Here is a 12,939-nt window from a genome sequence, read left to right as displayed (position 1 = left end):
GCCTGTTCACTCGCTGGCTTCGCGGGCGCCCTGGGGGCTCTTCGGGCGCGGCGCGAAGCGCGCTGCCAGGCGCATGCTGGCGGTGACCACGCGCTGGTAGAGCACTGGCGCCAGGCGCAGCATCACGTCGATCGCGTGGGCGTCGGCGCCGATCAGGATGCGCCGGCTGTCGCGCTGCACGCCGCGCAGGATGACCTGGGCGGCCTTCTCCGGGGTGGTCCGCAGCAACTGGTCGTTGAATTGCTGGCGAGCCTTGTCGGCAGCCTGGCCGGTGACCTTGGCCATGCTCTCGTTCATTCGCGCGGTCTTGGCGATGTTGGTCCTGATCCCGCCGGGATGCACGCAACTGGCGGAGACGCCGGAGTCCTCCATGTCCAGTTCCTGGCGCAACGACTCGGTGAAGCCACGCACCGCGTACTTGGTGGCGTTGTAGGCGCTCATGCCGGGCTGGGCGAACAGCCCGAAGACGCTGGAGACATTGACCACGTGGCCGTTGCCGGAGGCCTTCAGGTGCGGAAGGAACGCCTTGGTGCCGTTCACCACGCCCCAGAAGTTGATGTTCATGATCCACTCGTATTCCGAGTAGTCGCTGCCTTCCACGGTACCGGCGTGGGCGACGCCCGCGTTGTTGAAGATCAGGTTCACCCGGCCATGTTCGCTGGCCGCCTTGTCGGCCCAGGCCTGCACCTGCTCGCGGTCGGCCACGTCGACGACCGCGGTGGAGACGCGTACCCCGCTGCTGGCGAGCAATTGGCGGGTCTCCTCGAGAGCTGCGGCATTGACGTCGGCCAGGGCCAGGTGACAACCCTGCCTGCCCAGCTCCACGGCCAGGGCGCGACCGATGCCCGAGCCTGCGCCGGTGATGGCGGCGACTTTGTTTTCGAACGACTTCATGCGGGTACCCCTTCGGCCTGTTGGCGGGCTTCGTTGCTCAGGGCGGCGAGCGGTGTCGTGGTGAGGTGGTAGGCGGAGGCGTCGAACTGCCGGGTCAGGGCACGGAAGCGCCAGGTGAATCCCGGCCACAGGGTGCAGTTGCGGCCGCTGACCGGATGCAGGTACCAGCTCTTGCAACCGCCCACGCTCCAGACGCTGCGGTCCAGCTTGCGCTGGAGGTATTCGTTGTAGCGTTCCTGCACCGGGGCCTTGACCTCGAGACTGAGCAGTTCGCGGCGCTTCATCAGCTTCAGCGCATCGAGGACGTAGGCGATCTGCGACTCGATCATGTAGACCATCGAGTTGTGGCCGAGGCCGGTGTTCGGTCCCATCAGGAAGAACAGGTTGGGGAAGCCGGCGGTGGTAGTGCCCTTGTAGGCTTCCGGGCCCTTGGTCCAGCTGTCCAGCAGGTCGCGGCCGTCGCGACCGAAGACCACTCCGCGGGGGATCGGATCGTTGGCGGTGAAGCCGGTACCGAAGATGATCGCGTCGACCTCGCGCTCCCGGCCGTTGCCGTCGACGATTCCGTTGGCGGTGACGGCGCGGATGCCTTCGGTGATCACCGTGGAGTTGGCGGCCGCCAGGGCCGGGTAGTAGTTGTGCGACATGAGGATGCGCTTGCAGCCGATGGTGTAGTCCGGCGTGACCTTGCGGCGCAGTTCCGGATCCTTGATCTGCTTGTGGATGTGGCGGATCGCCAGGCGCTGCACCAGCTTCATCACCTGCGGGGCGAAGGTGAAGCCCAGCACCCGCCCTTCGAGCAGGCTGTAGAGGCCGCCGCGCCAGAGCTTCTGCACCAGCGGGAAGCGCCGGAAGCGGCGGCGCTCGGTTTCGCTGATTGCCCGGTCGGGTTTGGGCAGGATCCATGGCGGAGTGCGCTGGTAGAGATCGAGCGCGGCCACCAGCGGCTGGATCTCCGGGACGAACTGGATCGCCGAGGCGCCGGTGCCGATCACCGCCACGCGCTTGCCCTTGAGGTCGTAGTCATGGTCCCACTGCTGGGAATGGAAGACCTTGCCCTGGAAGTTCTCCAGGCCATCGAGGCGTGGATAGGCCGGGGTGGACAGGCCGCCCATGCCGGAAACCACGGCGTTCGCGGTGTAATGGTTGCCCTGGGCGTCATGCAGGTGCCAGAGGCTTTGCCGCTCGTCCCAGGCCAGCTTGCCGATCTCGGTGTTCAGCAGGGTCTTTTCCTGCAAGCGGTATTTTTCCCAGCACTTCTCCAGATAGGCGCGGATTTCCGGCTGGCGGGCGAACATCCGCGTCCACTCCGGGTTCGCTTCGAAGGAGAAGGAATAGACGTGGGATTGCACGTCGCAGGCGCAGCCAGGGTAGTTGTTGACTCTCCAGGTGCCGCCGACGCCGGCGTCCTTTTCGAAGATCAGGAAGTCGTCCTCGCCTTCCTGGCGGAGACGGATCGCCATCCCCAGCCCGGAGAAACCGGTGCCGATGATGGCGACCTTGCAGTGCCGGGCGGCGGCAGGGGTGGGTTGGGTACTCATGGCCAAGCTCCTGTTATGATTGTTTGCTGGCGTATACACTCGTCTACCTGCGAATGTAGACATCTGTATACTTCAGGGTCAAGCCAACCTTAGGTAGGGTCGGCGCGACGCAACGGCCGAACTTGTGGCGCATGGAAACAACCAGGTGGAACATGAGCGATATGAACGAAACGAAGGACAGGGTTGCCGACGCTCCCGGCAAACGCGCCTTGCTGGAGGCGGCCTTGCGCCTGGGCAGCAGCAGCCGCAGCCTGGGGGCCATCGGCTTGCGCGAGCTGGCGCGCGAGGCGGGCCTGAATCCGAACACCTTCTATCGGCATTTCCGCGATATCGACGATCTTGGCCTGACCATGATCCGCGACATCTCTACCCAGCTGCGCCAGCCGCTGCGCCAGCTTCGCCGCGAGGCCGCGACTCGTGCGGCGCCCAGCGCCCGAGCGCAGACGACGCCGTTCGGGCTGGACCTGGAAAGGGGGCGGCGGGTCTGCCGGGAGACGGTGCGGCTGTTCTTCGACTTCGTGGAGAGCAATCCCGCCGCGTTCATCGTCGGCGTGCGCGAACTGCATGGGGCTTCGCCGGTGCTGCGTGGTGCCCTGCGTCAGATCATGGATGAGTTCGCCGAGGACATGTCGGAGGACATCATCGAATTCAGGTTGTTGCCGGCGGTGAGCGAGGCGACCATCCGCCGCCTCTCCAGCCTGATCGGCCGCCAGCTGTTTCAGTTGTCGCTGGACTATATCGGCCAGCCGGAGCGGCGTCGGGAAATCTGCGCCCTGGGTGAGGAACAGATACTGCTGTTGTTCACCGGCGCCGCGGTCCTGCAGATGATGGGCGTTTCGTTGGACGCCGAGGCGTCAGGCCAGCTTGAGCAGGCTCATGCCGGCCAGCAGCAGCAACAGGCCGAGCCAGCCGCGCCAGGCCAGGCGCTGGCCGAACAGCGCCCAGCCCATGGCGACGGTGGCGAGGATGCCGAAGCCGCCCCAGATCGCATAGGCGAGTGACAGCTCGATGTCCTTCACCGCCTGCGCCAGCGCGGTGAAGGCGGCCATCACGCAGAGGATCGAGGCGATCCCGAGGCCGCGCCTGCGGAAACCGTCGGAGTATTTCAACAGCAGGTTGGCGACGACCTCGAGGGCGATCGCCAGGCCGAGCCAGGCGAAGGGAATCCAGTTCAGGGTCAGCATGTGACGGCCTCCCCACGGGGCTGCGCCGGCGTGCCGCTGGCGTTGCGGGTGCCGGACTTGATCAGCAGGATGCCGGCGATCATCACGCCGAGGCCGACGGCCTTGTACAGGCCGATGCTTTCGCCCAGCCAGGCGACGCTGACCGCCGTGATCAGGACGATGCCAATGCCTTCCCAAAGGGCGTAGGCGACTCCGACGGGGACACGCTTGACCGCCAGGGCGAGGAAGAAATAGGACAGGCCGATCATCCCGTACATCAGCAGCATGCCTGCGACAGGGGCGTGGGTGGCGGCCAGTTTCATCGAGGTGGTGCCGATCACTTCGGCGCCGATAGCCAGTAACAGATAGATCCAGGAACGCATGTTGCCCTCCCATGGGCACCGCGGAATGGAGGCCGCGGCCAAAGATGACGAAGAGCGGTGGCGAGGGGCGGGAAAGACCCCGAAGCGCAGGGGCGGTCGCCACCGACAGCAGGTGTCGAGGGAGGGAGCTAGAGGTCGCCGGTCCAGTGACGCTCGCGGGAGACCAGACGGGAAGTGGGGAGAGGTAATGCCTTAGTGTTCAACATAATGAACATGATATTACCTCAGGGCATCGTAAAAAGCCAATCGATAGGAATTGACTAATTATTTCCTCCGTAAAATGGCGGATTCAGGAACGGTAGTCGAAACGGAGGCTTTTCCGTGTGCAATATCCTGTTCTTCTCTCGAATAAGAAACGCCAGGCGGGGCCTGGCGTCGGGGGCGGAGCGGCACTGGCGGAGGCGGGCTTCAATCGGCGAAGGCCAGTTTGTCCTTCCAGTATTTCTCCAGTTTCGCGGTGTCGTGGTCGCTGGGGTGGAAGCCCGGCCGGTAGTAGTCCAGGTAGGGCAGCAGCAGGCGGGTGAAGAAGCCCTTGCGCAGGCCGAACAGGGTGCCCAGGCCATGCTTCCAGGAGCGCCAGTTGAACAATTGGCCGTCCTTGCGTAGCAGGTCGAGCTGGAACCAGCCGATGACGCCGAAGAACATCAGGGTGGTCAGCATCATCACCAGAACCCGGGTGAAGTAGCCGCCGTAGACTTTCTGGTACACATCGTAGGCGACATTCTTGTGTTCGTTCTCCTCGATGGCATGCCACATCCACAGCTTGTACATCTTCGGCGACTGCATCTGGATGGTCAGGTCTTCGCGCTTGAGCAGCTGCGCGGCCATGGTCGCGGTGAAATGCTCGAGGGCGCAGGTGATCGCCAGCTGGTGTTTCCTGGTGGTGACCTTGCTGACGTTTTCCAGCAGGACCTTGATCCGCAGTTCGAGGCACTCCAGGTCGACCCCGTGCTCCTCGGCATATTCGTTGTAGGCGGCATGCTCCTTGGAGTGCATCGCCTCCTGGCCGATGAAGGCGCTGACGTCCTTCTTCAGTTGCGGATCCTCCAGGCGGTCGCGCACCGCGCGGACGCTATCGACGAAGAATTTTTCGCCGTAGGGGAAGAGCGAGGACAGGTTGTTCATGAACTGGGTCATGAAGGGTTGGCCGTCCCACCAGTACTTCGGGGTTTCGCTGAAGCTGAAATCCATCCGCCGCACGGGGAAATTGGCGCGAACCGGGGAGGCGGTGCCAGTGGCAGTCATGGCTAACTCCTTTTGTTGTTCTGGGGAGGGGAAACGCACAGGTTTCCTCGGGTTCCCTATGGCGAGCTCGCTATAACACCTCTGAATGTGTCATTAGCTGATGTAATTATTGCAGGATTGTCCAACAGCGGGAGGTCATTCCTGGCCATTTCGAAGTCATTAATGGCCAGGTCGGCTCGACCAGACGGAAGATGGGGCGCGGGGCGCCAGGGCGCGCCCCGGCGTATCAACGCTCGTCGAGAGCGAACGCGGTGAGACTGAAGGTGGAGATGCCGGCGTCCTGCAGGCGAGTGGAGCCGCCGAGTTCCGGCAGGTCGATGATCGCCGCGGCCTCGAAGACCCTGGCCCCGAGGCGTCGTACCAGGCTCGCGGCCGCCAGCAGGGTCCCGCCAGTGGCGATGAGGTCGTCGAAGATCAGTACGCTGTCGCCTTCGCAGAGGCTGTCGGCATGTACTTCGAGGAAGGCCTCGCCGTACTCGGTCTGGTAGCCCTCGGCGAGTACGTCGGCGGGCAGCTTGCCCTGCTTGCGGAACAGGACCAGCGGCTTGTTCAGCGCATAGGCCACCGCCGAGCCGATGAGGAAGCCACGGGCATCCATGGCGCCGATGTGGCTGAAATCGGCCTCGATGTAGCGCTGGACGAAGCTGTCCACGGTCATGCGTAGCGCGCGCGGCGACTGGAACAGCGGGGTGATGTCGCGGAACACCACGCCGGGCTTGGGAAAGTCCGGCACGGCGCGGATCTGCGACTTGAGGGTGAACTCGTCGAAAATCATGGAAGATCCTGGGCTGGGCGTTTTTCGGGGCCCATCATACAACGGGCCCGCGCTGAGGCGGGCCCGTCGGCGGTTCGCAGGCGCTTCAGCCTTCCAGCTGGCCGCCGGCGAGGGCGCACAGCTCGATGGAGTCGAGGATGTGCACTTCCTTGCCTTCCGCGCTGATCAGGCCGTTCTGCTGGAAGCGGGTGAAGACCCGCGACACGGTTTCCACGGCCAGGCCGAGATAGTTGCCGATCTCGTTGCGCGACATGGCCAGGCGGAACTGCTGGGCGGAGAAGCCACGGGCACGGAAGCGCGCCGACAGGTTGACCAGGAAGGTGGCGATGCGCTCGTCGGCAGTCTTCTTCGACAGCAGCAGCATCATCTGCTGGTCATCGCGGATTTCCCGACTCATCAGACGCATCAGTTGGCGGCGCAGTTGCGGCAGCTGCTCGGACAGTTCGTCCAGGCGCTCGAAGGGAATCTCGCAGACCGAGGTGGTTTCCAGGGCCTGGGCGGATACCGGATAGGTCTCGGTATCCATCCCGGACAGGCCGACCAGCTCGCTGGGCAGGTGGAAGCCGGTGATCTGCTCTTCGCCGGCATCGGTGATGCTGAAGGTTTTCAGGGCGCCGGAGCGCACGGCAAAGACCGAGCCGAAAGGATCGCCCTGGCGGAACAGGAATTCGCCTTTCTTCAGGGGACGACCGCGCTTGACGATCTCGTCCAGCGAATCCATGTCTTCCACGGTCAGCGACAGGGGGAGGCACAGCGGGGCCAGACTGCAATCCTTGCAGTGTGCTTGGGGCAGTGCGCGCACCTTGATGGTTTCGGCCATTGAGGGGTCCTTGCTAGGTTAAAGGCACAACAGGAGTAAGGGTAACGCAGCCGCGATGCGGGTGCCAGCCATAGGTCTGGCAACGACCATTTCTGACAGGCCGATGGCGTTTCCAATCAGTGACTTGCGTCAAACAACTGCGACTACCTGTCGCACCCTGTCAAGGGGCGACGAAAAGGGGGCTCAAGTTCGCGACGCGTGGGCCGATCCAATGGAAGAATTCCATTTTTCCCGGAGTGACTGGAATGTTGACCCTCAGTGGCTGGATCACCACCCAGGTGCCGCCCTCATCGCGCGCCGCCGCGGACGCCAAGGCCGCGCGGACCGGCACCGCCGAGCAGGCGGAAGACCCGGCCGCCGGTACCGACGCCGCCGATCAGCATGTACAGCTTTCCCAGGCAGGGCGCGAGCTGGCCGCCACCATGGGGGTGCCGGTGGAGGAGGAGGACGAGGATATCCCGCAGGAGTTGCGGCCGATGGTGAAGATGATCCGCGAGTTGAAGAAGAAGATCGAAGAGAAGCTCAGGGAGCTGCAGGAGGCCATGAGGTCGTCCGATCCGGGGGCGAAGGAGGCTCGCGTGCCTGAGTTGCAGAAGGAGTTGCAACAACTCAACTCCGCCCTGCAGACGGCAACGGCAGCGATGGCATCGGCCATCAAGGAGATGGGTATCAGCGACCCGGCGCTGATCATGAAGGTCATGGGCAGCCGGTAGAAGGGGCGGGGATTCACCGCCCTGTCGTGCGGGCAGGGCGGTGCGCTTTCAGATCACCCGGGAGAAGCGCTGCCGGTTGAGGCTGGGCAGGTAGCGGTCGAACAGCATGCAGATCGAACGCACCAGCAGACGCCCGGAGGAGGTGATGTCGATGCCCTTGGCGTCCAGGCGGATCAGGCCGTCGGCGGCGAAGCGTTCGAGGTCGGGCCACAGCTCGGCGAAGTAGCTGCGGAAGTCGATGCCGAACTCCGTCTCGATATCCTCGAAGGCCAGTTCGAAGTGGCAGATCAGTTGCTGGATCACCGCGCGCCGCACCCGGTCGTCGCTGTTGCAGTGCAGGCCGCGACGGATCGCCAACTGGCCGTTGTCGAGGCTGGTCTGGTAGTCGTTGATGTCGCTGCTGTTCTGGCTGTAGAGGTCGCCGATCTGGCTGATCGCCGAGACCCCGAGACCTACCAGGTCACAGTGCCCGTGCGTGGTGTAGCCCTGGAAATTGCGTTGCAGGGTGCCGTCTTCCTGGGCGCTGGCCAGCTCGTCGTCGGGCAGGGCGAAGTGATCCATGCCGATATAGCGGTAGCCCGCCGCGGCGAGTTGCTCGGTGGTGCGCTGGAGCATTTCCAGCTTCTGGCCCGGGCTCGGCAGGTCGTCGGCGTTGATCCGCCGCTGCGGCATGAAACGCTCGGGCAGGTGGGCGTAGTTGAACACCGAGAGGCGATCCGGCTGTAGCGCGATCACTTCGTCGACCGTGCGGGCGAAGCTGTCCGGCGTCTGTTTCGGCAGTCCGTAGATCAGGTCGAGGTTGATCGAGCGGTACTGCAGGGTGCGCGCGGCCTCGACGATGGTACGGGTCTCCTCCGGGGTCTGCATGCGGTTGACCGCCTTCTGCACCTCCATGTCGAAGTCCTGTACGCCGAGGCTGACGCGGTTGAAACCGAGTTCGCGGAGCAGGCCCATGGTCGACCAGTCGGCCTCGCGTGGGTCGATCTCGATGCCGTAGTCGCCCGAATCGTCGTCCAGCAGGTTGAGGTGGGTGCGCAATTGCGACATGAGTTCGCGCAACTGGCCGGGACTGAGGAAGGTCGGGGTTCCGCCACCGAAGTGCAGTTGCTCGACCACCTGCTCGCGGGAGAGGTGGCGGCTGACGATCTCGATCTCGCGGACCAGGCGCGCAAGGTACGGCGCGCTGCGCCCGCGATCCTTGGTGATCACCTTGTTGCAGGCGCAGTAGTAGCAGATGTTGGCGCAGAACGGGATGTGCACGTAGAGCGACAGGGGGTGTCCGGCCTTCCGGCTGTCGCGCAGGGCGTGCAACTGGTCGAACGGGCCGATGCCTTCGTGGAACTGCACGGCGGTCGGATAGGAGGTGTAACGCGGGCCGGAAAGGTCGTAGCGCCGAATCAGGTCAGCGTCCCAGCGAATGGTGTCGAGCATGCCAGAGATCCCCAGTTGGCGAGCTTTAGTCGGGAAGTCTAGGGATTGCGCCGGGAAGGCCTGTTGATTTGTATCAAGCGGGTGAATGTATACAGGATGTGTCACCCGATGTTGGGACGGGCGTCCGTCAATGCCCCATCAGCCAGGCCTGGTGCGGTCCTGGGAGGGTCCAGAGGCCGAAGAGGATGACCATCAGGCCGCCCACGATGCGTACGCCGCGACGGCGTAGCAGGACGGTCACCCGTTCGGCGGCCATGCCGGTGGCCAGCAGTACCGGCCAGGTGCCGAGGCCGAACGCCAGCATCAGCAGCGCGCTGTCCAGTGCCGATCCCTGGCTGGTGGCCCAGAGCAGGGTGCTGTAGACCAGCCCGCAGGGCAGCCAGCCCCAGATCGCACCGAGCAGCAGGGCCCGTGGCAGGCTGGAGACCGGCAGCAGGCGCCGGGCGAAGGGTTCCAGGTGGCGCCAGAGGCCGCGACCGAGCGCCTCGACGCGGGTCAGGCCGCTCCACCAGCCGGCCAGGTAGAGTCCCATGGCGATCAGCAGCAGCCCGGCGACCACCCGCAGCGCGCCGGCCAACGGGGTGCTCGCCACCGCCCAGCCGGCCAGGCCGAGCAGCAGGCCGGCGCAGGCGTAGCTGAGGATGCGGCCGAGGTTGTAGGCCAGCAGCAGGCGCAGACGACGGCCGCGCTGTTCGGCGGGAATGGCCAGGGTCAGGGCGCCCATCAGGCCGCCGCACATGCCCAGGCAGTGGCCTCCCCCGAGCAGGCCGAGGATCAGCGCGGAAACCAGCAACGGCGCCAGTTCAGCCACGCGGTCGGTCCTCGGGTTTCGACGGCTTCTCCGCTTCGTCGACGCCGGCCTGGTGCTTCGGGTCTTCGTCGTCGAAGAGAATGCTGTGGGCGGGGCCGTCGAGATCGTCGTACTGGCCGCTGTCCACCGCCCAGAAGAACACGTAGATGGCGATGGCGACGATGACGATCGCGACGGGGATCAGGATGTAGAGCGCGGCCATACGGACCTCGGCGAAGGGATTCGGGTCAGCCGCAGGGCGTTGACCACCACCAGCAGCGAACTGACCGACATGCCGATCGCCGCCCAGCCCGGGGTGATCCAGCCGAGCGCGGCGAAGGGCAGGACCAGGCCATTGTACAGGCTGGCCCAGGCCAGGTTCTCGATGATGATATGGCGGGTGCGGCGCGCCAGCCGGAAGGCCTGCACCAGGCTGTCCAGGCGGTTGGACAGGAGCACCGCGTCGGCGCTGGTCTTGGCCAGGTCGGTGGCGCTGCCCATGGCGACGCTGATGTCGGCACCGGCGAGCACCGGTACGTCGTTGACTCCGTCGCCGAGCATCAGCACCCGGCGGCCCTCGCCGTGCAGGCGTTCGAGCATGGCCAGCTTGTCGTCCGGGGTCAGGCCGCCGCGGGCTTCGTCGATGCCCAGTTCGGCAGCGACGCTGGCGACCATCGGCGAGGCGTCGCCGGATAGCAGGAGGGTGCGCCAGCCGCGCGCCTTGCAGGCGGCGAGCAGGGCGGGGGCGTCGCTGCGCAGGCGGTCGTCGAGACCGAACCAGGCCAGCGGTCCCTGCTCGTCGCCGAGCAGCAGCCACTGTCCGGAGTCGCCGGGCATCGCGGGCGTGGCGCTGCCGCCCAGGTTGCTGACGAAGGCGGCCTGGCCGATGCGCAGGCGGCGGCCTTCCACCAGGCCTTCGAGGCCCAGTCCCGGATGGCTTGCGACGCTGTCGGCGGCCTCCGGCGCACGGCCGAAGGCGCGGGCGATGGGGTGTTCGGAACGGTTCTCGAGGGCGGCGGCGAGGGCCAGGCAGCGATCCGCGTCGAGATCGCGCAGGGGTAGCACCTGCTTGAGCGTCAGGCGGCCTTCGGTGAGGGTGCCGGTCTTGTCGAAGATTACCGTGTCGATATGGTTCAGCCCTTCCAGCACGTGCCCGCGCGTGATCAGCAGGCCGAGCTTGTGCAGGCTGCCGGTGGCCGCGGTGAGCGCGGTGGGCGTGGCCAGCGACAGGGCGCAGGGGCAGGTGGCGACCAGCAGCGACAGCACCACCCAGAAGGCGCGCTGGTGGTCGACCTGCCACCACAGCACGCCGACCGCTGCGGCGACCAGCAGGACGATGAGCAGGAACCACTGCGCGACCTTGTCGGCCAGTTCCGCCAGGCGCGGCTTGTCCGCCTGGGCGCGTTCCAGCAGGCGGACGATGGCCGACAGGCGGCTGTCGTCGCCAAGGGCGCCGACCTCGACGGTCAGCGGCCCCTCGACGTTCAGGGTTCCGCCGGTGACGGCGTCGCCGGCCTGGCGTGGATGGGGCAGGTACTCGCCGGTGAGCAGCGACTCGTCGACGCTGGACTGGCCGTCGAGGATCACTCCGTCGGCTGGCAGCACGGCGCCTGGCGGTACCAGCACGCGGTCGCCGACGCGCAGTTCGCTGAGCAGGATGCGCTCGCCCTGGTTGGCGGCGTCCAGGCGCAGGCAGGACGCCGGCAGCAGGTTGACCAGTTGCGCGGTGGAGGCGGCGGTGCGCTCCCGCGCGCGGCGTTCGAGGTAGCGGCCGGCGAGGAGGAACAGGGCGAACATGCCGACCGCGTCGAAATACAGTTCGCCCTGGCCGGTGATCGTCGACCAGATGCCGGCGACGTAGGCGCCGCCGATCGCCAGCGACACCGAGACGTCCATGGTCAGGTGGCGGGTGCGCAGGTCGCGCAGGGCGCCACGGAAGAACTGGCCGCAGCAGTAGAAGACGATCGGCGTGGTGAGGATCAGGCTGACCCAGCGCAGGATGCGGTCCATGCCGGCGGAAAGGTCGAGGTTGAATTCCGGCCAGGTCGCCATCACCGCCATCATCACCTGGATCCACAGCAGCCCGGCGACACCGAGCTGGCGCAGGGCGCGGCGGTTCTCCACGGCCAGGCGCTCGGTGGCGCGGTCGGGTTGGTAGGGGTGGCCGGCATAGCCGATCTGGCGCAGTTCGCCGAGCAACTGGCTGAGCGGCAACTGGCTGTCCTGCCAGCGCACGTGCAGGCGATGGTTGGACAGGTTGAGCCGCGCCTCGGCCACGCCAGGCAACTGGCGCAGGTGCTTCTCGATCAGCCAGCCGCAGGCGGCGCAACTGATGCCTTCGATCATCAGGCTGGTTTCCGCCAGCTCGCCCTCATGGCGGACGAAGCCGCCCTGCACGTCCGGGCGGTCGTAGAGCTGCAACTCCTCGCTGAGCGCCTTGGGCAATGCCTCGGGATTGGCGGCGTTTTCGCTGCGGTGCCGGTAGTAGCTTTCCAGGCCGCCGGCGACGATGGCCTCGGCCACCGCCTGGCAGCCCGGACAGCACATGGCCCGCGTCTCGCCGAGCACGCGGGCCTCGAAGCGGCTGCCGGCGGGGACCGGCAAGCCGCAGTGGTAGCAGGGCAGGGGGGCGCTCATGGGCGCTTCGCTTCTGCTCCCTGGAGCGGTTCGTCACCCAGCTCCATGACCACGGTCGGCGATACCACCTCTTCCTCGAACAGGCGCCACTGGCCGCTGCCTTCCTGGCCGAGCAGTTCGACGAAGCGACGGCCCTCGACGGCGTCGGTCAGTTGCCCGACGTAGCGCTCGCGGTCGGAGTTGCTGCGCAGCAGCTCCACGCGGCGGTCCTTCTCCGGCTGGGTCGGCGAGATCAGGTTGAGGGTGAGTTGCTCCGGACGGCTGTTGCCGGTCAGTCGCACTTCGACTTCGCCGGTCAGGTCGTCGACCTTGACCTTGGCGTGCACCTGCAGGCGTACGGCCAGGTTCTCGCGTTCCAGGGAGCGGTTGATGCCCTTGCCGGCCTCGTAGTAGTTGTCGGTGACCAGGGTGTCCTGGTTGCGCACCGCGATGGTGACCAGGCTCAGCCCGAGCACCACCGAGGTCGCCAGGAGGGCCACGATGAACCAGGCCCAGAAGTGTTTGTACCAGGGTTGAGGGTGGGTCTCGGACTGCATGCTCAAGTTAC

General features: G+C 65.9%; 13 protein-coding genes and 1 pseudogene. 2 read left to right on the top strand and 12 right to left on the bottom strand.

The genetic code is table 11. The features are described from left to right. Nucleotides 1-6: 6 nt before the first annotated feature. Nucleotides 7-894 carry an SDR family NAD(P)-dependent oxidoreductase gene (locus tag M6E97_RS15290; RefSeq protein WP_009314747.1) on the bottom strand — a complete coding sequence of 296 codons (888 nt, stop codon included), beginning with the start codon at nucleotides 892-894 and terminating at the stop codon, nucleotides 7-9. Then, on the bottom strand, nucleotides 891-2,474 hold the full coding sequence (locus M6E97_RS15285; protein ID WP_003121915.1) for a flavin-containing monooxygenase: 1,584 nt from the start codon (nucleotides 2,472-2,474) through the stop codon (nucleotides 891-893). Before M6E97_RS15285 ends, M6E97_RS15290 begins: the two co-directional genes overlap by 4 nt. Before the next feature lie 92 nt (nucleotides 2,475-2,566). On the opposite strand from M6E97_RS15285, the pseudogene M6E97_RS15280 reads away from it, so the two are divergent. Then, nucleotides 2,567-2,764: pseudogene (locus tag M6E97_RS15280) on the top strand (TetR family transcriptional regulator); the annotation flags it as partial. Nucleotides 2,765-3,289: 525 nt separating this feature from the next. On the opposite strand, the gene mdtI reads toward M6E97_RS15280, so the two are convergent. The 5 genes from mdtI to anr form a co-directional block, all read right to left on the bottom strand. Next, a complete protein-coding gene (gene mdtI / locus M6E97_RS15275) occupies nucleotides 3,290-3,619 on the bottom strand; it encodes a multidrug/spermidine efflux SMR transporter subunit MdtI (protein ID WP_003103934.1) in 330 nt (109 codons plus the stop codon). Next, a complete protein-coding gene (locus M6E97_RS15270; RefSeq protein WP_003087256.1) occupies nucleotides 3,613-3,981 on the bottom strand; it encodes a multidrug/spermidine efflux SMR transporter subunit MdtJ in 369 nt (122 codons plus the stop codon). The genes mdtI and M6E97_RS15270 overlap by 7 nt, the downstream gene beginning before the upstream one ends. A gap of 408 nt (nucleotides 3,982-4,389) precedes the next feature. Further along, nucleotides 4,390-5,226 carry a metal-dependent hydrolase gene (locus tag M6E97_RS15265; RefSeq protein WP_003087258.1) on the bottom strand — a complete coding sequence of 279 codons (837 nt, stop codon included), beginning with the start codon at nucleotides 5,224-5,226 and terminating at the stop codon, nucleotides 4,390-4,392. Nucleotides 5,227-5,452: 226 nt separating this feature from the next. Continuing rightward, the gene (locus M6E97_RS15260) at nucleotides 5,453-6,001 is read right to left on the bottom strand and encodes an adenine phosphoribosyltransferase (protein ID WP_003087259.1); all 549 of its coding nucleotides are present in this window, start codon (nucleotides 5,999-6,001) and stop codon (nucleotides 5,453-5,455) included. 85 nt (nucleotides 6,002-6,086) lie between these two features. Continuing rightward, nucleotides 6,087-6,821, bottom strand: coding sequence for a transcriptional regulator Anr (gene anr, locus M6E97_RS15255; RefSeq protein ID WP_003087262.1), 735 nt, complete (start codon nucleotides 6,819-6,821; stop codon nucleotides 6,087-6,089). 245 nt (nucleotides 6,822-7,066) lie between these two features. On the opposite strand from anr, the gene M6E97_RS15250 reads away from it, so the two are divergent. Continuing rightward, entirely contained in the window at nucleotides 7,067-7,534 is a 468-nt protein-coding gene (locus tag M6E97_RS15250; protein ID WP_003114670.1) for a hypothetical protein, read from the top strand. 48 nt (nucleotides 7,535-7,582) lie between these two features. Here the strand turns inward: M6E97_RS15250 and hemN are convergent, their stop codons facing one another. From hemN to M6E97_RS15225, 5 genes are all read right to left on the bottom strand, one after another. Continuing rightward, on the bottom strand, nucleotides 7,583-8,965 hold the full coding sequence (gene hemN, locus M6E97_RS15245; protein ID WP_003087267.1) for an oxygen-independent coproporphyrinogen III oxidase: 1,383 nt from the start codon (nucleotides 8,963-8,965) through the stop codon (nucleotides 7,583-7,585). A gap of 127 nt (nucleotides 8,966-9,092) precedes the next feature. Then, nucleotides 9,093-9,776 (bottom strand): sulfite exporter TauE/SafE family protein, encoded by a 684-nt coding sequence (locus M6E97_RS15240; RefSeq protein ID WP_033938536.1) that lies wholly within the window; start codon nucleotides 9,774-9,776, stop codon nucleotides 9,093-9,095. Continuing rightward, a complete protein-coding gene (gene ccoS / locus M6E97_RS15235) occupies nucleotides 9,769-9,978 on the bottom strand; it encodes a cbb3-type cytochrome oxidase assembly protein CcoS (RefSeq protein ID WP_003087273.1) in 210 nt (69 codons plus the stop codon). The genes M6E97_RS15240 and ccoS overlap by 8 nt, the downstream gene beginning before the upstream one ends. Beyond that, nucleotides 9,957-12,392 (bottom strand): heavy metal translocating P-type ATPase, encoded by a 2,436-nt coding sequence (locus tag M6E97_RS15230; RefSeq protein ID WP_033938535.1) that lies wholly within the window; start codon nucleotides 12,390-12,392, stop codon nucleotides 9,957-9,959. The genes ccoS and M6E97_RS15230 overlap by 22 nt, the downstream gene beginning before the upstream one ends. Beyond that, on the bottom strand, nucleotides 12,389-12,928 hold the full coding sequence (locus tag M6E97_RS15225) for a FixH family protein (protein ID WP_003103941.1): 540 nt from the start codon (nucleotides 12,926-12,928) through the stop codon (nucleotides 12,389-12,391). Before M6E97_RS15225 ends, M6E97_RS15230 begins: the two co-directional genes overlap by 4 nt. Nucleotides 12,929-12,939: the final 11 nt, after the last annotated feature.

Origin of the sequence: Pseudomonas sp. B111, assembly GCF_026428275.1 — a bacterium.
GTDB lineage: Bacteria > Pseudomonadota > Gammaproteobacteria > Pseudomonadales > Pseudomonadaceae > Pseudomonas > Pseudomonas aeruginosa.
This window is presented reverse-complemented; position numbering and strand designations above follow the sequence as displayed.